This is a genomic window from Paraburkholderia sp. A3BS-1L (genome assembly GCF_051125215.1).
GTDB lineage: Bacteria > Pseudomonadota > Gammaproteobacteria > Burkholderiales > Burkholderiaceae > Paraburkholderia.
Map to the genome: position 1 here is coordinate 2403920 of NZ_CP120442.1, position 19393 is coordinate 2423312.

Genomic DNA, 19393 nt, shown 5'->3' on the forward strand with positions numbered 1-19393 from the left:
CTCGGGCGCGGTCTAACCCTTGGCCAATTCGTGCGAGCGGCTTGTAGGACTTCCTACGCGGTCGGCAATCTACAGCTCGCCCCTCGCCTGAGGTATTTCAGCAGCCTGCTAACGCAGCATGCGCCACAAGCCCGTCGCCATAACACACCTATAAGAAAATGGCAATATGTGTTGTACATCAGCAACACGTCGGGTGGCGCGAAGAAATCTAAAACGAATGCGTGCAGCGCCTCGGCCCTCAACCGGCCGCGCAATACTTTAGCTAATGTTTTCGCCCGCCCTCGCTTGCAACGTCTCGGAACCCATGCTCTCCTCGCCCTCAACAACCGACGTTCGAGAACTCATCGAAATAAGTCCACCAAAAAGCAGGTTTCCGCTCTCAAGCGATTCAAAAACGCTCTACCAAAAAATGTAATCCCCACAGCTACTGTTTGTGCAAACAACAGAACATAAACCTAAAATAGACTTTCCATCTAAAATCATTTCTAAAATTGTACGAAACCACTAACAAATCGTTGATTCAGAGATTAGGATTTACCCCAATTTAATCGGAGCACCGCCTGGAAAGAGACTCGAATAACTCTCTTCGGAGGCGCGAAATGCTCAGAAACATAAACCTTGAAAAAGCGACGTATCTCGGCGCCAATACCTTCCGGGCGACGTTGAAAGATAACGGGCGAGAGATACGTACCTTTACCGCCGTCAGCATCAAGCTAATCCATAATCCGCACAACACCAGAAAGACGTTCGCGCAAGCCGTAGCAAAATTTATCGATTTCTGCATCGAAGCACAATTACAAAGCGATGCGCCGCTCACTCGGCAAATTTTGACCGATGGCTATTTAATGTTTCTAAACCATGGCTCAGAAGAGATAGCAAAACTCGGCTTCCACTCTGAACCGTCACTCATGCCTTTCCTGTGGCTAAAGCAACTCGCGAGCGTCATCCCGCAAGCGGCGCTCAAGCCCAAAAGCTTCGACGTAGTCGTTCCTGCCATCAATCTCGTGATTAACGCCGCCGAACGTGTTGTGGACGAAGATTTACTCCGTATTCGACACGACCCAACACACGAGGTCGACGACGTCGCGCTATTGCTTGCAGGACGTGCCTACCTGGAGTCGCCACATTATCGCGACCGGAATTTCTATATCAGCACTCAAAGCTCCCTCTCAGACTCCATACGAGGCACCCAAACAAAAATAAAGCGCCCCAGAGGCCTTGGAGCTAAAAATTTCAGAAAGCAGGAGGATTTAAAAAATGTTCACATGCCGTTGGAATCATTTATGCGAGTCCTGGACAGCGCCAAAAACTCAAGGGACGAATCATTTTGGCTGCATATTTCGGCACCTGGCTTACGGCCGAGCGAGGTTCTTAACACCCAGTGTAACGACTTCAACGTCGACACCGGCAGCCTTTATGTCTATGACCCGAAAAGCCGTCGGTTAGGGCAATCCATAACCGAAAAGGAGCATTTACGCTTCAAAGGGCGTACCCATGCAGAAACGTTGCTAATAGCTCCACTTCGGCATCGATTCTTTGATGCGACCGCCCGTTATTTGCGCGAATGGTTCGTCCCGTATCCACTCGGCACAAAAGACCAGTTCCTCTTCCAATACATCGAACCACGCCGTCGCGGGCAGCCTTACTACACAGTTACAAACGACACCCTAAACAAGTCATTCCAGGCTGCGTGTGCCGCCGCGCACATCCCGCCCCCCCTAGGGAACCCCGAGTTGAAGTGGACGTTGTACTCGCTACGTCATCTCTATGGCGACTACATCACCAATGATATGCGGCTTCCTTTAGAGCAAGCGCAGGCGGCTATGGGGCACGCCGATGCACGTTCCACCGGAGTCTACTGCCGAGTAAGCCGCAAAGTCATTGGCGAAGCATTTGAAGCCGACGACCGGAAACGCTTTCCGACCGACCCATCCGAGGGCCGCAACTATGATTAACCTGACCGACAAACTCCAATACGTCGGTCCAGGACCGTCGTCACGTAAGATAGGCGCAGTTGTTGACGAGGTCTGCGCCGCGACGACCGCTCACGAGGAGGGCACAAGCAGAAGCCATCACACTGAGGTGTATGCGTTCGGCGATATGTTCCTGCGCGTCCATCGGCGTGGAGCGAAGAAGCTAGATAAGTTCTTTCTCGAAGAGGGGTTGCGGCTAACTTGTGCTCATTCACGAGCCCGCGCACTCGGCCCTCTTACTGACTACAGTTTGAACAGAGTCGCCGCCACAGGAATTCCGTACGTTACCGCTGGCATGCGGTTAGTCCTCCTTCATCTCTGGGATGACGGCCAAATCCTCCTACCGACCTGCTTTCTTCCTCGGAATAAGGTGCATTACGTCAATTCCGTGACACTTGAAAACTTCGATGTCCAGTTGGAAGGCTATAGGAAAGCCGAGTACATTGCCCACTTCCTTCGAGCGACTGACTGGAAGCGGCCCGAAGACATCGACATACACGAAGCAGCGGACTTCCTTCGAGCACACAGCCTCGCCGAGACAGGCAGATACTCATACTCGTTCACTGGCTCAGGCCTCCCGGTGACCGCGTTCCTCGCAGAGATGCAGATGCGCCATCCCAGCCGCGTCCGGTACAGCGACCCTGATTTAAAAGAGCTATCGTTGTGGTCAAGCAAATACAAAGAACACTGCACGTTCGCAGAATATCTTGCTAATCCTCCTCTTCAACAAGAAAAGCGTGCCGCCTTGCGGCCGAAACTTGAAAAAAGCACTAGACGCGCCCCTCCGAAGCCTCGTCGAGAGGCTCGAGCCGACTTTCTAGACGCTACGCAGCGAGAAACAGAAGCAAAGCTTCACTCGCTTTCCGACGCCGAAGAACGCAATGAGGCGATTCTCGATTACTTTCGCTGTGCTACACGTCACACTTGGAACGAGAACGACTGTGTCGATGGAGTCCCGCAATACCAGTATCGCGAACACGCGAAACCATCAAGCGAAGTCACTGCGCCATGGGTACGCGCGTGGAATGCGTTTATATCGCATAGAAAGCTCGTCGGCAACATACAAAAGTCCGGGACTGACCGCTCCGCACGCTCGATAATGTTTCTCTACCTATTCTGCTATCTGCCGTGGTGGAAGGAGCAGTTCCCGAATGGAATGGTGGACATCCCCGACCGCCCCGACAAATTCACCACCTTCCCTTTCTTTGTCAACATCGTCCGGCAACAGCTGGACGGCACCACCGCTGCGCATGCCGACATCGACAAGTATCCGACACCGCTGAGAGACTTCATCAAGGTAATGCGGCCATCAGATACATCATCAAATGTTGTCATCCGCACCTTGAGATACTTCTTCGAATACACATCGGACTATCTCAGTGTCGACCCTCTGGTCTGCGACGGGGCATTCAAAAATCCAATCTTGGGCGATTTGAACTTCCCGGAAAGCCGCCAAACGCGAACCAACAAGATAACGATACCCGTCGATATCGAAGGTCACCTGACGATGTACATGTACTCCCTAGAGGCATTTGGAGAGTTTCTGCTGGAGTCGACCGTTGACAATCGCCTGAATGACTACGCGAGCAAGCGGTCGACTGAGAGCACCACAACACCATGGGACGCATGCTCTGCGGGTTATGTCCCATTCTATTGGTACCGGGGGAGATTCCACCCTGTAACCGAGATACCTTCAGTCATCAATTGGGCGACTCGCAAAGTGAAGCGGCCAAATGGCGAGACGACCGAACTGCGCGTCCCGCATTTGACAACGCTGCGGTTGTGCGCCGCGGGCAACGAGTGCGGCCAGCGGTTCCAGCATATTCAGTGGCTCGACATTGGCACGTGGGACAGCGATAACGCCCGAGAACCAGCAGATGCTCAGTTTGCCTACGGGCCCACGTCGCACTATACATACACGCTATATCTCAATACCGACAAGCGGCGGACAACGGGGCACGACACAATCATTGTGTACCGAGCGCGAGCCTGCATGTTGCGCGAGGAAATTTTCCAATCGAAGCTTTGCCAAGACCCACCCAACACGCCAGTCGCTTACGAAGGGCGGGAGAACAGCCATTTCGAGCCCATAGTGCCACTATTTCGGTCAGCGGAGGGCGCAAAACCGGTTTCCGACGAGACCTATCAGCGAATTTGGGTCGAGACGATGTACGGCTTCCAGCAACACTATCACAGCATGTACGAAGAAGTATTCATCCAATTCGTCTATATTAAGCCGCCCCCGGGCGAGTCAAAAGATATCCGGTATGCCGATGGAAGTAAGTACTGCGAGATAAACTGGAGAGCGACATCCACGCCGCATTCGTCAAGGGCAACGTTCGTGACGAATCGCTATGGAATTCTCGAGGTTAGTGAAACGGGATATGTAATCGGCCATAGCACTAACAAATCCACGAACTACTACAACAATCCGCAAATTAACGCCCTCAAGGTGCGATTCGCATCGGCTCATCAAGCTCTATATCGCGATTTTCTGCCACTCGAAGATGGAGCAATCATCCGTGCTCACAAATCCGACTCAGACTTGGTCAAAAGCTTTCGGGACGATAGAGAGCGGGCAATCTCATCTTTCGGATTCATGCGTCCTTTCACACTGTGGGGCTTCCAGACACTGGACGCCCTCGCCGAGGACGCATTCAATCTGCTCGCTAACAATCCCATGGGACAAATCGTCTTCCGTGAGACCCACATATGTCCAGTCGGGGAGCAATGTCCAGAGGAGCTCGTGGTCAAGGCCGGAGAGACCAAGCGATGCGGAATGTGTCCACTGGCAATGAAATGTGTTGACCACATCCAAGCCATCCAAGCCAAGGTCAACTTTCTTGACGAACGTATTGTCTTCTTCACCTCAAAGAAGGAGTCCATGGAGCAAAACGACGAGCCACTGTCGTCAATCAATCAAGTGTGGGACGCCATCAACCTCGACGCGAACGAATTGCTCGGCTGGAAGCACTCGCTGGACGCCCTCGATGCCATTCGACAGAAAATGCAGGACACTGGCAAGGACGAAGTGGTCTACTTCGCAGATGAGCCAGAGCTTGTTCGGAAGAAATTGAAGAAGTATTCGGTTAACGCTGGCCTCGGGCTTCAACTCGCGACCCGCATCATCGAGGCTAGTGCATTTCCAGCCTTTAATACGGAAGCCCTCGACATCCAAGCGAAGATACTGAAGCGTCGCCTCCTTTCGGGGAAGGGCGCTAGGCTGCCGGAATTCAGCGACGAAGTCGTCAACGCCAGCCCAGCGGTTGCGGTCACAGCTATGCTGAAAGTCATCATGCGTGAGATGCCGGAGACTTTCGAACAAGTTATGGCATCCATCGGTCAAAGCCCCCCCTCGAACCCGGAGTTGACATGGGAAACTCAGTGACTGCCGCGCAGAACCTAAATAAGGTCAACGGCCCTCGAGCATTAGACTATCGCAAGCGCATAGAGACTGCACTCTCGGCGCTCAAGAAGCGAGGAGTTACGATTCCGAGGTTCGGAAAACTCGTCGCCGAAATCGAGCGTGAAACGGGGATAAATCGCACTAATCTCACTCGAAACGACACCTACAAAACCCTCATACTAATGCACTACATCCGACAAAAAGGAGGTATTGACGCGCTTGATGAGGAGGGTGCGCCAGTCGAGGTCCTATTGTCGAAAGTTCGTCAGCTCAAAGCAGAGCTGTTGGCCGCGCACCGCAAAATACTTGAAATGAGGAGCGAGGTTTCACTGAAAATCAACACCGCCTCGGACAGTCAAACTGCAATGCGCCCCTCTGCGGAGGACACATATAACTACCAGGATTTCGCGAACCTTGGGAAGCTGATACTCGAACTGGTCGAACGCTCCGACGAGACCTTCGAAATCGACTTCAACGCGGGCACGTTCATCGATAGAGCGGCAGCCCCGGGGAAGCAAAAATTCGGTGGCGAGACACAGTCGAAGAAGTTCATGAAATGGGCCGTTGGCCACAAGGCATATTTGCTGACGGTTCAGCAGCTCACAAAGTTGGCGAACCAAGAAAGTGGCCGCCGCAATCCGTAGAGTCACACTGACCGCGTCCACACGACGCTAATGGGGGAGCAACAAGATGAGCCAAGACACAGGGTGGTGGTTCTCGTTCTTTCCACCTTCGATTTCACACGTGCAACGTGTGGCACATCGGCTGCGACGTATTTCGCCGCTGGCCTTAACCGAAACGCGTGCCCTTGACCTGACCGCGATAGTCTTCGGTTACGCGGATTATGAGAACTTGGTCGAAGAACTTGCCGAGGACCCTATATATCCCCACAAATGGGACCAAGACATCGATGCGTCGAGCAAGGCCGAGCGATACGAGCTTCAGGTCTCAAGTCTCGAAAAGCATCTCGACGTGCCAGGCTCTACAGCAGAATACCTGGTTAAGCTCTGGCGCCCGTCACACAGGCCACCTTCGTTCGACGCGCCTGATTTAGAAACCCGAATGACCCAAGCGAAGTCTGAACTTGCTCGCATACGTGCAAACCCGAAGGCTGCCGACGCGAGTGACTAGCTGCCCGGACGCCCTCGTGCCCTGGACGAAACGACCATCTTTTGCTTTACCCGATGACCGGCATAACAGGACTACGCTAAGGGCAGTTAGGACAAGACTCGCCACGCGGATAGCGTATATGGTGAATCGCACAAAATACATACGCACCAACGTTGACCTGCCCTTTCCTCCGTGCCCTCTGAGGCACCGAAATTTTCGGATTAGCCTTCTTCATAAGAAGACGCTTTGCCGCGGCCTTTCCTGCAGGCCCTTTTTTGATGGCAACTCTTCGTGCCACCATCCTCTTTGCCATTGCTTTCTTCATGACAACGTCCGTTGGTATCTAGGCTGTGCAGCCTGTTTGAGACCGCCTGAGCTTACGTGTGGCTCGTGCCCCTAGAGCCACAATCAATCACCGTAGCGCGGCGTCGGAGGGAGTCCTACGACACTCAATAGGATAGGTTTACTTGAGCGGCCTTCTTGCGCCTCATCGCGAGCGCCGACAAATATGCGTCGTCGAGCCGCCATCGAATTGTGTGGTCAATTGCCCACGTCCCCAACGCGAGGGCTGTGCCGCTCCATTGATACAGCACGCCAAAATTTGCGGTGAAGAGCAATGCTATCAGGGCAAGCATGAGGGACAACACACCCGCCTCTTGGAGCCCGGTGGCGACTTGATTGTGCAGGCGCGTAACCTTGTAAGACTGAACGTTGAGTGAACCAATAAGGGCGATGAAGCTGACAAGCACATACCACGTCGGCAGTTTCAGATTTAAGCGCAGGTTCCCGTCTAACACAGCCAGCGCCGCGACCGCTGTGAAGCTAAAACCGGCCAAGTAAAGGATAAATCCACGATGAACATCACGTTCTTGCGCCTCCTCAGGAAGCGGAACACTCATAAGCGGTCGCCATCTTAGCCAAAGCGCGCCGCGACTCAGTAGCGGAAACGCTGGATATACGTAGCAGGTGTGTGCCACTAAGGTTTTCATTGTTCTTCCGGATTTGGTGTGCGTCAGCTTTTCCGCACGTCTTCGCAGTTGCTTGATGCGGCGGCGCAAGCCTCCGCCGGCTCGCCTTCGTGCCCGCAACGAATCGAGCAAATCTTCGCCAGCAAGCTTAACCAGGACGCCGTTTCGGCCTTCATCGCTTCCTGCAACACAGCGCGCTCGTGATGCGGGCACAGTCGTAGCTTTCCGGTTGCCATTGCGAGCAAGAACTCCGGCGCAGCATCGCCGATTGGATGCGACGCTAGCTGAATCCACTTCGTCATGAGCCGCGCCATATCGTTACTGGCACCCGGATGCGAACGATAGTCCAACTCGGAGGGATAGGCGGCGCGCAGCATCGCGGCCTGAATAACGCCATCGTTATATCGAGTGAAATTTTCGGGGTCTAACAGCGCCTGCTGGAACAGGCTCTTGCCCAACGTCGTCGCGGGTGTCTTGCTGTTTGCCGAACGTGTTGCCTCAAGTAGCGTAGCCATGGTGAGCAGGACAGCAGCACCAAGGTGGTCACCGGATATCTTGTCGCTCCCGGTCCAAAGTGCGAATCCGCTCGACAACTTTGGAGCCGCGCCTGCCAGTGTCGGCAAGAAGACGCTGTCACCTGCCAATGGCACGCCGCCTTCGATGTCCGAAGCACGCTTTTCAAGCGATGGTGGCACGTGGAGATGTTGCTCCCTCAAATCCTCAATCAACTGCCTCAGAATCTCCAGTTCCGCCTGCCAGTTGATTGCTTGCTCAAGCCTGCCAACGGGAAATGCATGTTGATAAAGGAAAGTGTATGAGACGCTGGCGTCCGACCTGGAAAGGTCCTGCTTCAATTGGTTCAACTGCGCTTCCGATTCGGGCAGCGCCACATAGCTCAAAAAAAGACGTGGCCCGGACTTCTGAATCGTGCGCAACAGTGCCGCAATTTGCTTGAACACAAAGCCGCTGCCAACGACGGGACAGATGACAATGAATCCACGCGTTTCCAACTGATACTGCTGCACCTTCGAGGTTGCGAGCAAATCATCGCTGGAAAGCACAACCGCATCTGTGCCCGGATACTGATTGAGTTCAATCGCCGCGGCGTCCGCGACAGCCCTCGCTTCGGCTGCAATCTCTCGCGATGCCGAGCCGCCGGCCGCCGGATACACGACGGCCACCGGTCCGGGGAAGGCGTAGTTCTTCAGCCAGTCCTTCAGCAGTGAAACCTTGCCCACAGGTGCCGTTGCGATAGCCTTCTGTGTCAGTCCTCCGTCGAAAGTGATGGACCAACGACTCGCGCCGTCGAACTTCACCTGTCCTGCCGAGAGCCGATTTGTCTGCGCGAGTTCAGCCAGTGCGCTACGAGTGTTCTCGGATAGCGCCTTGTACACAAGTCGAACCAATCGAGGCTTCGCGTACCGGCTCAAGAAGCGCTCGCCTGATATCTGAATGCTTTCGTCCCCCAACGGCAGAGACTTCGCGGCGGATACGAACTCACTGCGCATCTCGTTCAATGCGGGCACGCCAGAAAGCTTGGCAGGGAGTTCATACAATACGCCGCTGCCGTTCACGGCTGTAGCGCTCTCTCCAGCTTTTAGTCTGATGAGCGTATAGACGTGAATCGCAGCGGGACTTAAGCGCTCACGTACTTTCGCCTCCAGGCTACCCGACGTAGAAGCCGAAATGAGCACGAATGCCGCGCGCCCGAGCGGCGTCCATTTATCGAGACCCTCGTAGGATTTGAAGCTTTCGATAATGTATTCGGTGCCGTTGCGGCCTTCACAGCAATGAAGCTGTGTCAGCTTCTCTGCTAGCGGCCAGATACCCATCGTGTCAATGTAGAGACTCGTCCGGGCGCGTTGGCTCGGCTTCTGGCCGACCCACCAGTCATGAAATGGCTTAAGAAGGGCGAGTGCCAGCAACTCAATTGTCGCGGTGCTCTGCAGCAGGGACTCTGCTCGAATAAAGTGGCTGGCGTACCGACCGGAGAGCTTCTCGAACCAGAAGTTAGGCGGCGCCGGTACGACGATGTCGCCATCGCAGACGTCCTGTCCGATTCGCTCTGCGACGGCCTTCCGGTAGCACTCAGTGAGGTCGACGTCCGCTTTAGCTCCGTCCTTCGTCATTTCAAGCACCTGCCCGGCGCCGTTGTAGCCAGCGAACCGCATAACACTATGTCGAGTTAGCCGCTCCAGTCCCTCGACCCTCTCGCCGCGCGTGTTCTGCACCAGAAACTCGAGGACCTTTGCTTGTTCCCCGATAACTATGATTTCTGGCTCAACGATGTGAGTGTTTGCCCAGCTGATAAACAGCGCCTCAATCTCTGCGCTGTCGAGAGTTCTGCTTCCCAGAAACAATACAAGCGTCGAATGCGGACCGGGGAACGCTTTTGACGAGACCGAAAATGCTTCCATGTTAGCTCTTCACCGGCAACAGAATCGAATACGCTGTCCCTTCAGCGATGGCACATTCGCGCTCGCTCCACGGGCGCAAAAAGAAGTTGACGTCGTTTCCCTCGAAGAACACGTGGGTACCGTCTTTCAAGCAAACATAGTCATCTTCACGATGAGCCTTTGACGCCTGTGACGCAACATTGCGAATCGCCGACTCGGTACCGAAGAGATAAGCGAGCCTTCCAGTGCGCAGACGCATGAATCCATTTCGCTCTCGCAAAATACGAGCAATGGAGAAGAGCCCCACCCCGCGGTTCGCATCGCTCGACGATGTACGCCATTTTTTGAAGCACTCCGCAATAGCGCGACTCTCCGCTTCAATATCATTGACCTCCAGAGGGTCCTGACCGGGCTGCCAATCCTCTTTCGACGAAAGCCAACGCCTTGCGAGGCCCGGCCCTGAATCGACGACAGACATCTCGATAAACGTCCGATGTGGCCGGTCACCTTGTGTCCTCTTTGAGCTCTCCCCGAGGATTTGGGCCAGATAGGCTTGGAGGTGACTGTTGGCGCCGGCAAACACTTCTTGATTGTCGTGGTCAAGCTTGACCAAGCGGAATGTGACGGCTCGAACTCCGTTGTGATACAGGCCACCGTTCACATCCGTGCGAGCCCACCAGTCAGCATTTTCCATCAGCTCACGCACAAGGCTTGCCAATGGGCCAGCAATTTCGCGCAGCTGCTGGCCGTTCCACTGTGGGGCGAGCTGGCTCAGAATGTCTTGCACCACCAGCCGAATTTCCGGGTATGGCCGCATGACATTGCGACCATCCACCTGGGCGTAGAGCGAACGCACATATTCGCGCTGCGCGCGCTGCACGCAGATTAGGTTAGCCCTCAGCTCGGCAGTCTCGTGCGTGTTCATGAAGTCGTACGACTCCATCGCATCCAGATACGAATTGAAGTGAGCAGCGACGTTCCGTTCAATCCTGGCGCCACCCGAATCCTCCGCCGCACGTGCCATCACCCACGCGACAAGTACGTGCGGGTTGCCAAATGACTTCCGCAACACGTCGTTGAGGTGTTCGCTAGAAACTGACAGGTCCATGAAACGCGAAACAAGTTGTTCACCAACATTGCGCGCTACCGTGACTATGTACTGGAGCGTCATCGCCTCGACGCAAAATGGTGTCGGTCTCGGAGGCGCCGTGACGAGCTGCAGCGTTTGACTCGTGTCACGCCGCAGGGCGAAGAGGCGCTCCTCCAGAGTTTCCAGCGATATGTCTTTGGTCAGGTCCATTTCGTTTGAACTGCTGGCAAAATGTACGGTTGTGAGGTACGTCATCTTACTAGGTGCCGGCTCTCCGTGAGTCTGTCGCCGGAATCATTAAGTGCAATTTCGGGAGGCGTAAGCGACAGCCCGCACGACCACGCCGGCCGGCTCCAGAAGCTCAGCGGCCTTCTCGACGGAGATGCGCAACGTTTCCGCGACGCTCCTAGCGTAGCCCGCCTCAGTCCCCGGCCGGAGTCTTGGGACTTGCCACGCGCTCAGGAGCAGCGTCGCCTCGCTGGGCGCAACATGAACGCCTGTCTTGCGCACGGCAGACCAGAATTGCGATGTATCGGCGCCGCCACGCGCCCAGCGGTATCCGTGGGTGGCAGCCTCCAGCACCCGGGCTTTGGCCTCCGCGCTTGGCACTTCCCTGTCGTTCCCCAGTACGTCCCGAACGATTACGAACTCCTGCCGCGTGCGCCGGCGCAGATAGTCCACACGCTCAAGCGCAGAAAGAAAATCCCAGACGGCGACACGCACGGAGGTCGAGGTCGACGCAATGTCGTTTCGCTGAATCAACCAGCCGGCCACCGGCTCGACACTCACCGTCGGAATCGCGTGCCGCGCGCGCTGCCCAAGGATGTGCCTGCGGAACACATCAGCCTGCCAGATGCGCGTGGACACCTTGATAGCGGAGGCACCCCGCACGTGGTGCCCAAGGATGGCCGGCCACGCCGTGACCGGCTTGCCCAGCTTTCCCTCGAGAAATGTCAGCTTCTCGTCGGGGGTGCCTACGCGGAAAGCGGCGTTGGCCTTTTCAATCTTCCAGAGGCGGTCGCGCCGTGCTTCTACCCGTGGGTCGCCCCATACGTCGGCGCGTGCGGCGTCGAATGCAGCGTCGAGAAGACGTTCTTCCTGGTACACCGCCCCGGCGAAGATTCTCGCGATACGGATGCTGAAATATGTGACCCAGGGCGACACGCGCGACCGCCCGATTCTGCTGCTGGGGGACGCGGGCGTGCTCTCGCGTTACTGAACATTGAATTCAACCCGGTCTCGAAAGACCGGGGTTTGCTTTTGTGGCTTTGACCGGGCTGCGGCGTGAAGAAGCCCCCGTTTACTCCCCAGCAGAAAGTGCTTGCTTGTACTACCCCATGTTGCGGTATGCTTCTCGTCGACGAAAGGAGAGCCCCTGTTCATTTTCAAAAGGAGCTTTTCCATGAAAGCGTTGTCCCAAACCAAGATTCAACAGCTCACCCTTGAACTCGAGCGGCTTATCCGTCGTACCCCGACTGAGACCTCGCGTATCAAGGACTTCTATGTGTTCAGCTACCCTCATTTGCTGGCCGGTGAAGGCCGGCGGGTGGAGGCGGGGTGCTGGACTGTCGAGGAAGTCGCGCGGCGTTTCACGTCCGTCTACGGGTGGATGCCCTGCTCACCCAAGAGTCACAACGAGGCCGCAATCGAGCAACTGGTCGGGCTGCTCAACGCAGACGCCAGCCTTGAAGCGCTGATGCCGGTGGCGTCCAGTTGCCTGTCGAATTCGCTCGTCGCTGCGTCGAAGTTCATCCACTGGGAGCGCCCGACGACGGCACCCATGTTCGACTCGAACCTTGAGGCCGCGTACTGGCCGGAAACGACGACACGGCTGGCGTACCTGCCAACAGCGGTGCGTCGCTATCTGGAGTGGGCGGCGGCTATTCAGGCTGTAGCGCCAGAGCTCAAGGAGCGAGCGCAAAGATGGGCTCTCGCGACATTTGGCTACGAAGTGTCGGCCGTTCGTGCCATCGAGGCAATGGCTTTCTACTTGGGCCGGGGTAAGTCTTCTCCTGGCGCTGTGCCTTTTCCGCAGGCGGCGTAACGCGCTACGAAACCGGGCATCTGAGCGTCCGAAGGAAGCGGGCCTTTTTTGCCTGGCACCAGCCCCTGCGGGCAAAGAAAAACTCCTCTGAGACCGGCGTCGCAGAGGAGATGAAGGCTCCCGGGGAAACTGGGAGAGCCATGCCGAAGACGCACATGGACCAGTTCCTGCTGGGCATCAACGACGAACACAGCGCCCACAAACTTGGAAAATCCTGGATACTCGAGCACGCCCGGTGGCATCGTGCGTACTCACATTTCTCGACTGCATGCGCGAACTGGCCATGCGCCGCCAAGTACAAGCCGAATCGGCCGAGAAGTGTCGAATCGTCGCTGAAGCCAGGACTAAGGCGCTGCAGCAAGCACTCGCGCGGGTCAGGCGAGTTGAAGACTTGGCCGTGCGGCTGGAGCGGGCGAAACGCTTGAGAGCGGTTGCCGACAGGCGAGGGAAAAGGGGTTCGTAATGTACGGCGGAAGTAGTTGACCCGGAAAGAATTCGCCCGGGTAGTGGATTAGTTCACCCTGCAACTGTGCGCCGGAGGGAGACTCCAATGGCTTCGTCCCAGGCCAGCAGCCTCTTGTTCGCGATTGCAGTCGCATCATTGGTGTTTTCGGACTCTTATCGACTGTAGGGCTGCGGGGCGCCGGCCTGCAACGGAACTGCATGTGTTGGTAAGCTCGAAGACAATTGGCCTGTCACGGCCGCACCAAAGGGGGAGTCCCCTTGCTGCGCGTACACTCGATATTGGGATGAAGATGGCGGCGACGCATGTTGAACTCATCCGCACGTTTTCCAAGCTGAGCGAACAGCAGGACGACGCTGAAGATTGGGCGCGATACTTTGACGCTCGAAGCGGCGACCTGACGTGGTCAGACTTGCACCAGCAGCGCGTCGTCGTCATAGTAGGCGAAGCAGGCATCGGAAAAACTACCGAATTTAGGGACGAGGCGGAGCGACTCAGAAGTCTGGGCAAGGCGGCCTTCTTTGTCGAATTAAGCCAGCTCGCAGTCAACGACTCCTGGAATCGGGCAATCGGTCAATCCGCTCCCCAGTTCGACGCGTGGAAACAATCGTCAGAAGTCGGCTATTTTTTCCTGGATGCGGTCGACGAAGCGCGGCTAATAAACAATGCCGCGCTAAAAAATGCGCTTTGGGTTGTGCGCGAACGCTTGGAGCGGCACTTCTCTCGGGTGCGCATCGCCATTTCGAGCAGATATACGGATTGGTCAATTGCCGACGTGCAGGCGGCTGTTAGGGACCTTCTCGTCACGCCCATCGAACTTGCGTGCCGTCCAAAGCCTGAGGCCACTGCTGAATTCCAGCACAACGCGATTGTCGTTCGCTTTCAAGAACCAGAACCGAAGCCGGACCTGAACCAGCCGCCAGACATTTTCGTCGCATCGCTTTCACCGCTGTCGCTTCCGGAGGCACGAAAGCTGGCTGATGCATGGTGCACCCCGGACGCGAATGGATTCTGGGTTGCCATCAAGGAAGGCGAGTATGAGCATCTAGCCACGCGTCCACTGGACCTGACCTGGATGCTCGCAGTGTGGAAGGAGAAACGTAGCCTTGGCACCTATCGGGAACTTCTCGAAGGCGGTGTCGCAAACCGGCTGAAAGAGGTGAACCCAAGCTACCACGCGTCGGGAACCGTGCCGTCGCTTCAGCAACTTCGGCAGGGTGCCGAGCTGCTGGCAGCAGCCACGGAACTGTGCGGGCGCGGGTACTTATCGTGCGAACCGTCGCTGACTGCACTACAAGGCGAGGTTGCACCTCAGAAAGTGCTAGATGGATGGACCGGGACCGAGGTCTCGCGATTGCTCGCCTCCGCGCTGTTTGATGAAGCGACGTTCGGCCGCGTGAAGTTCCATCATCGGACTACGCGTGGCTATCTGGCGGCCTGCTGGATAGACCGAGAACTCCAGGGGGGAGTGCTGCTGCATCGAGTGCTCCCCCTGTTCGTCGTTTCTCCATTTGACGAACCTGTGCTGATTCCGGGGCGCCGTTGGGCGCTTTGCTGGCTTGCAGCAATCAACGCAACGGCTCGCGAGTGGGTCATCGCACACTTTCCGGAAATGCTCCTTTTCGACGGCGACCCCGAAGCGTGGGATGTGCTTTCCGCAGACGCAGCGTTTGCAGCCTACGTGCGGCGACACAGTGAAGGCTTCCGACCTGACTGGTATAACGATGCCGCCGAATTGATGCGTGTCGGCAAGCGACTGTCGCCCGGTCTTGTCGCCAGTTATCTTGCTGATGCCGGACTGGAGGCCGATACAAAGGTTTCGCTGTTGCCCATCGTCGCACGTGCGCGCCTGATGGACTGCGCGACGGCAGTGTTCAATCTTTACACGAACCCAGACGCCCACTTGCGTGAACGAGCGCGGGCACTGGACACACTCGCAGCCGTCGCGACGACGGAGCAACGCGCTGCAATCAAGGCAGACCTGGTGTCAGGCTCATTGACGTCGAACGAGTTCATCGCAGCCGCGCTGGTAGCTATCGGTGCAGAGTCGCTTACGGTTGCGGACCTGACGAGCATTTTCAAGATGGCCGGTTCGGAGGATGAGTACGGTCACGGACCTATGGCGTCCGCTATAACCGATGACCTGCTTCCGACCTCTAGCGTGCCGTCCGCGAGTGCAATCCTGGAAGCGGTGGTCGCATGCCTGCCTGTGCAGAACGGACTTGGCGAATTCAACAAATATCACGGCCCCAAACCACCACGAGCGTGGTTGCTGGACGTGCTACCTGCGAGCCTTGAACGGCTGCTGTCAATTTTCGATGCCGCGACCGAACACTACCTCGCCGCATGTCTGGACGCTGCGGTGTGCATTGAGCAACTGCGCGACACCTGGTACCACAACCAAGACTTACAACGCATTCACGGTCAGATTGCTCGCCACCCAAACTTGCGGTGGCAACTTGCTCTGACTTTGCACAATCGTCACATCTCACATCTGACGACGAGAATGTGTTTTTCTGGCTGTCTGGTCACGTTCGATGCCGCGGACCTCCCTGGTTTGACGAAGCGCGCGAACGATGAGCACTTGCCGCCCGCGGAGCGTGAGTTCTGGTTCGACACTGCGAAAGAAGTGGCGATGGTCTGCCTCAGACGGCACGCGCGCAGCGCGGCGCTTGCTGCTCTCATAGTTGGACCTGATGGCATGGCGCACGCCGAACGCATTGCTGCCGACCGGACCCATATAGCAGCCGCGTTGGTTTCGCAACGGCGAATAAAGGTAGAGCAGCGCCAACGCGAAAACGAGATGCTCGCCCAACGAGAGAGGAATAAGGAGCGGGCCAGAGCCGACATTGACCGTGTTCGCGATGCGAGCCACATGGGAACATTGGGCTGGCTTGTCCAGTATTCCCACGGGCAGGCCGGTCGCGACAACATCTTCCGTGTCGATTATGGAGTTATCGCTCGAGACCTTGGCGCGGACATCGCTGAGGCGCTCGCCGCCGGCTTAAAAGAGATATGGCAGACCACTGAACCGCCCGACCCCGCCGATTTCACAAATGGCGTAGTTCCTGGGGAAGCAATTCTGGCGCTCGCCGGTCTTTATACAGTGTTGCAAGAGGGCCAGGATATCGGGGCGCTCGACCAGAATGATACCGCTCGCGCCGCCCGCCTTGCTGTCTGGGAGCTCAATCGTCCCTCCGACTGGTTCATCCAGTTGGCAGAAGCCGACGGCTCTACAGTCGAAGAAGCCCTGCGTCCCTGGATTGACGACGAAGCTCATCAAGAGCACTCGACGAGCCACACGCGGCGAGCGCTGGACCTCGCCCTTCGTTGTCACGGTTCAGTTCGCGCGAGACTGCTGCAGCCGTTGGTGCCCGCCGTGTTGACCCGACGAATCCCGTCGCCAAGGACCTTCAAGGAGCTGTTCGGTGTACTTCGCGAGGACGGCCTCATCGTGTCTGGCGCTGTCGAAAATTTGTGCAGGACACTACTGAATGAAACCAGGGAGCCCGACGGACTGCTCCGCGACCCTGATTGGCTCCGGGTCTGGCTCGAGGAGAGCCCCCGTCCCGCATGGGCCTGGTTCGAGGAGAATCTTTCTACGGATGATGCCACCGCCAGGATACAGGTAAAGCAGTTCGTTGAAACGCTTTCTGATTTCAAATGGATTCGGATTCCCGCGGATGATTCGACAGTCGACGTACTGTTGCAACTTCACGCACTAGTCTCCAAACACCGTTCCGCAGAGGACGCCGCCTCGGAACGGCGAGCAGCTGATTTCTTTGCTCCGTCGATGAGCCGCGCGCTCGAGACGCTGATACCGGGAATCTTTGCGCAGACACCGGGAAATGCCGCCCATCAGGCGTTGTTGAATCTCGTCTCGCGTGAAATGGACCCAATGGTAAAGACAGGGCTCAAGGCGCGGGTCCAGGAGCACGCGGCTCGACAGGCGTCCCTCACATCCCACCTGGAGCCAGCCGATTTACTCACGCTCGGTGCGCTGTTACACCGCGAACCTGAAAACGAGCGCGAGCTGTTCGAGCAAGTTCTCGCCCGGTTGGAGGAGGTGCAGATTGGCGTCGAGCAAGGGCCATTCAGCGACAGACGCTTGTTCCATGCGGGCATGCCGGAGAAGCTGCTGCAGCTTTGGCTTGCCGCTCGTTTTCGCGACACGCCCAATCGGCGATTTAGCGTTCACCGCGAGGAGGAGGTTGATGACGACAAGGAAACTGATATTCAGCTGAGCGCGCGCAACTGGAACGTCTGCATTGAGGTTAAGCCTGTTGACCATCGACGCGGCTATTCCGCTGCGTCATTGACAAGCACACTCCGCGACCAGCTGGTTGGGCAGTACTTGAAGGGGTTCAATAGCGGTCACGGAATTCTGGTGCTGTTCCAACTCGACAATAAAGCGTGGGACATTCCCGGAGCCGGGAAAGGGCAATCCTTCCAAGCGTTGGTTGAATACCTTCAGCGACAAGCGCAACTCATCAAGGTAGAGCAACCGCACGTTCAGGAATTGATTGTCTTTGCCATCAATTGCACGCTTCCCAATGCGGCTGCCGAGACTGATATTCCGGCTCCAAACCGTGCGGTCAAGAACGCAACGACAAAAGCAGCGACCACTGCCCATATGGCGACCCGCAAAAGTGCCAAGACTACGAGGAAAGCCGCCGCCAAGACAGGAGTGAAGAGCAAACTGCCGGCCAGCGGTAAAGCAGAGGTGCAGGTGGCAAAAAAGAAAGCACCAAAGGAAAAGGCTGCGAAAAAGGCGGCCGTTCAGGAGGGAGGGGCTACCAAGAAGCGGCTGACGGCCGACTACCTACCTGCGAAACTCCCACGGAAAAGATGAGGCATTGGTTTTTCGGGCCATTGAGGACAGGCGCTCATGGAAGAGGCATTTGAATCAATTAAAGCAGGACCAGCACTCCTCTCCGCGTTCGCACTGCTCGTTGGCATTATTTACGCTGTCATCAGGCCTGAGACCTCGTACCGGAAGAATCCGACGCCGCAGCGGCAGCCGATTCAGCCGGTGCCGCAGTGGGCGCCACTTTCTTCGCGACGCCCCTCTTCGCGACGACCTTCTTCGCGGCCGCCTTTTTGACGACAGGCTGATTGACCGCAACCTTCTTAGCCGCCGCTTTCTTGGCAGTCGACGCGCCCTTCTTAGCAGCGAACTTCTTGGCGGCCGCTTTTTTCGCCGCAGCTTTCTTTGCAGCCGCCTTTTTCGCGGGAGCCTTCTTCGCAGCGGCCGCCTTCGACTCCGCCGCGCCCTCACTCGCGCCTGCCATCAGAAACTTGGTCCTGTCCCTGGCACCAGCCAACCACGCCGGAGCCCGCCCACGCCCGCTCCAAGTTGCACCAGTCTTTGGGTCACGGTAAAGCGCCGGTTGCGTGCTCCGGACATAATTGCCAGCATTCGTCGCTACCGCAGACTTAGCCGGGCCGTCTGCAATCAGAAACCGCGCCCTGTCCTTGGCGTTCGCAATCCACGCCGGCGCGCGACCGTGGCCGGTCCAAGTCGCCCCAGTCTTGGGGTCGCGATACTTTGCTACCGAAGCGTTCTGCTTGGTTGCGGTGCTCGCGCCTGGCTTGCGACCACGTCATTTGCCGACGAAGGCATCGATGTCGGCGAGCGTCACCGAGTGCTTTTCCATAAGACCGCGAATCTTTTCGAGCGCTGCGGTGGACTTCGCGGCAGCCAGCTCGGTTGCTTGAGCCTGGAGTTTTGCTATCTTTGCTTGGATGGAATCGAGCGTCGCCATTCTTATGTTTTTCCCTGGTTAAGAAAGCTGTCGCACTATGACACATCGCGCGGCGCGCATTCTAAAAAATACGGTAAATTCCTGCGCGTTGAGCTTTGAGAACGGCATTGGCATCCTTGAATGTCCGAGAGCGTTGCCGTTATTAACGGCCCCGTGTAGACGGACAACTACCTCGGTT

Annotated in this window: 12 protein-coding genes and 1 pseudogene; 6 read left to right on the forward strand and 7 right to left on the reverse strand. The window is 56.6% G+C overall.

Annotation, left to right across the window (positions count from 1 at the left end):
- The first annotated feature begins 599 nt into the window (after positions 1-599).
- The 4 genes from P5W99_RS10905 to P5W99_RS10920 are packed head-to-tail and all read left to right on the forward strand — an operon-like array spanning position 600 to position 6510.
- Complete coding sequence (locus P5W99_RS10905) at positions 600-1955, forward strand: tyrosine-type recombinase/integrase (protein ID WP_434660706.1); 1356 nt, start codon at positions 600-602, stop codon at positions 1953-1955.
- Positions 1948-5361 carry a hypothetical protein gene (locus P5W99_RS10910; protein WP_434660708.1) on the forward strand — a complete coding sequence of 1138 codons (3414 nt, stop codon included), beginning with the start codon at positions 1948-1950 and terminating at the stop codon, positions 5359-5361. Before P5W99_RS10905 ends, P5W99_RS10910 begins: the two co-directional genes overlap by 8 nt.
- Positions 5346-6023 (forward strand): hypothetical protein, encoded by a 678-nt coding sequence (locus P5W99_RS10915; RefSeq protein ID WP_434660710.1) that lies wholly within the window; start codon positions 5346-5348, stop codon positions 6021-6023. Before P5W99_RS10910 ends, P5W99_RS10915 begins: the two co-directional genes overlap by 16 nt.
- A 46-nt stretch (positions 6024-6069) precedes the next feature.
- Entirely contained in the window at positions 6070-6510 is a 441-nt protein-coding gene (locus P5W99_RS10920; RefSeq protein WP_434660712.1) for a hypothetical protein, read from the forward strand.
- 428 nt (positions 6511-6938) lie between these two features.
- Here P5W99_RS10920 and P5W99_RS10925 read toward each other — a convergent pair whose 3' ends face one another.
- The 4 genes from P5W99_RS10925 to P5W99_RS10940 form a co-directional block, all read right to left on the reverse strand.
- The gene (locus P5W99_RS10925) at positions 6939-7388 is read right to left on the reverse strand and encodes a hypothetical protein (RefSeq protein ID WP_434660713.1); all 450 of its coding nucleotides are present in this window, start codon (positions 7386-7388) and stop codon (positions 6939-6941) included.
- Positions 7389-7501: 113 nt separating this feature from the next.
- On the reverse strand, positions 7502-9874 hold the full coding sequence (locus P5W99_RS10930) for a hypothetical protein (protein ID WP_434660715.1): 2373 nt from the start codon (positions 9872-9874) through the stop codon (positions 7502-7504).
- A 1-nt stretch (position 9875) separates the two neighbouring features.
- Positions 9876-11153 (reverse strand): hypothetical protein, encoded by a 1278-nt coding sequence (locus P5W99_RS10935; RefSeq protein WP_434660716.1) that lies wholly within the window; start codon positions 11151-11153, stop codon positions 9876-9878.
- Positions 11154-11240: 87 nt separating this feature from the next.
- Positions 11241-12107 (reverse strand): hypothetical protein, encoded by an 867-nt coding sequence (locus P5W99_RS10940; RefSeq protein ID WP_434660717.1) that lies wholly within the window; start codon positions 12105-12107, stop codon positions 11241-11243.
- A 238-nt stretch (positions 12108-12345) separates the two neighbouring features.
- Here P5W99_RS10940 and P5W99_RS10945 point away from each other — a divergent pair, with 238 nt between their 5' ends.
- Together P5W99_RS10945 and P5W99_RS10950 are read left to right on the forward strand one after the other, a co-directional pair.
- A complete protein-coding gene (locus P5W99_RS10945) occupies positions 12346-12987 on the forward strand; it encodes a hypothetical protein (RefSeq protein WP_434660719.1) in 642 nt (213 codons plus the stop codon).
- Between the two features lie 749 nt (positions 12988-13736).
- Positions 13737-18302, forward strand: coding sequence for a hypothetical protein (locus P5W99_RS10950; RefSeq protein WP_434660721.1), 4566 nt, complete (start codon positions 13737-13739; stop codon positions 18300-18302).
- Between the two features lie 121 nt (positions 18303-18423).
- Here the strand turns inward: P5W99_RS10950 and P5W99_RS10955 are convergent, their stop codons facing one another.
- The 3 genes and pseudogenes from P5W99_RS10955 to P5W99_RS10965 all read right to left on the reverse strand — a co-directional run bounded on the left by P5W99_RS10955 (position 18424) and on the right by P5W99_RS10965 (position 19215).
- A complete protein-coding gene (locus P5W99_RS10955) occupies positions 18424-18741 on the reverse strand; it encodes a hypothetical protein (RefSeq protein WP_434660723.1) in 318 nt (105 codons plus the stop codon).
- A 42-nt stretch (positions 18742-18783) separates the two neighbouring features.
- Positions 18784-18957: pseudogene (locus P5W99_RS10960) on the reverse strand (H-NS family nucleoid-associated regulatory protein); the annotation flags it as partial.
- A gap of 96 nt (positions 18958-19053) precedes the next feature.
- Entirely contained in the window at positions 19054-19215 is a 162-nt protein-coding gene (locus P5W99_RS10965) for a hypothetical protein (protein ID WP_434660725.1), read from the reverse strand.
- Positions 19216-19393 lie beyond the last annotated feature (178 nt).

What these genes read in the sequence shown, in the direction of transcription:
- P5W99_RS10955 (WP_434660723.1), bottom strand. Translation starts at nt 18,741, where the DNA reads ATGGCAGGCGCGAGTGAGGGCGCGGCGGAGTCGAAGGCGGCCGCTGCG.
- P5W99_RS10945 (WP_434660719.1), top strand. Translation starts at nt 12,346, where the DNA reads ATGAAAGCGTTGTCCCAAACCAAGATTCAACAGCTCACCCTTGAACTC.
- P5W99_RS10925 (WP_434660713.1), bottom strand. Translation starts at nt 7,388, where the DNA reads ATGAGTGTTCCGCTTCCTGAGGAGGCGCAAGAACGTGATGTTCATCGT.
- P5W99_RS10930 (WP_434660715.1), bottom strand. Translation starts at nt 9,874, where the DNA reads ATGGAAGCATTTTCGGTCTCGTCAAAAGCGTTCCCCGGTCCGCATTCG.
- P5W99_RS10910 (WP_434660708.1), top strand. Translation starts at nt 1,948, where the DNA reads ATGATTAACCTGACCGACAAACTCCAATACGTCGGTCCAGGACCGTCG.
- P5W99_RS10905 (WP_434660706.1), top strand. Translation starts at nt 600, where the DNA reads ATGCTCAGAAACATAAACCTTGAAAAAGCGACGTATCTCGGCGCCAAT.
- P5W99_RS10950 (WP_434660721.1), top strand. Translation starts at nt 13,737, where the DNA reads ATGAAGATGGCGGCGACGCATGTTGAACTCATCCGCACGTTTTCCAAG.
- P5W99_RS10965 (WP_434660725.1), bottom strand. Translation starts at nt 19,215, where the DNA reads ATGGCGACGCTCGATTCCATCCAAGCAAAGATAGCAAAACTCCAGGCT.
- P5W99_RS10915 (WP_434660710.1), top strand. Translation starts at nt 5,346, where the DNA reads ATGGGAAACTCAGTGACTGCCGCGCAGAACCTAAATAAGGTCAACGGC.
- P5W99_RS10935 (WP_434660716.1), bottom strand. Translation starts at nt 11,153, where the DNA reads ATGGACCTGACCAAAGACATATCGCTGGAAACTCTGGAGGAGCGCCTC.
- P5W99_RS10920 (WP_434660712.1), top strand. Translation starts at nt 6,070, where the DNA reads ATGAGCCAAGACACAGGGTGGTGGTTCTCGTTCTTTCCACCTTCGATT.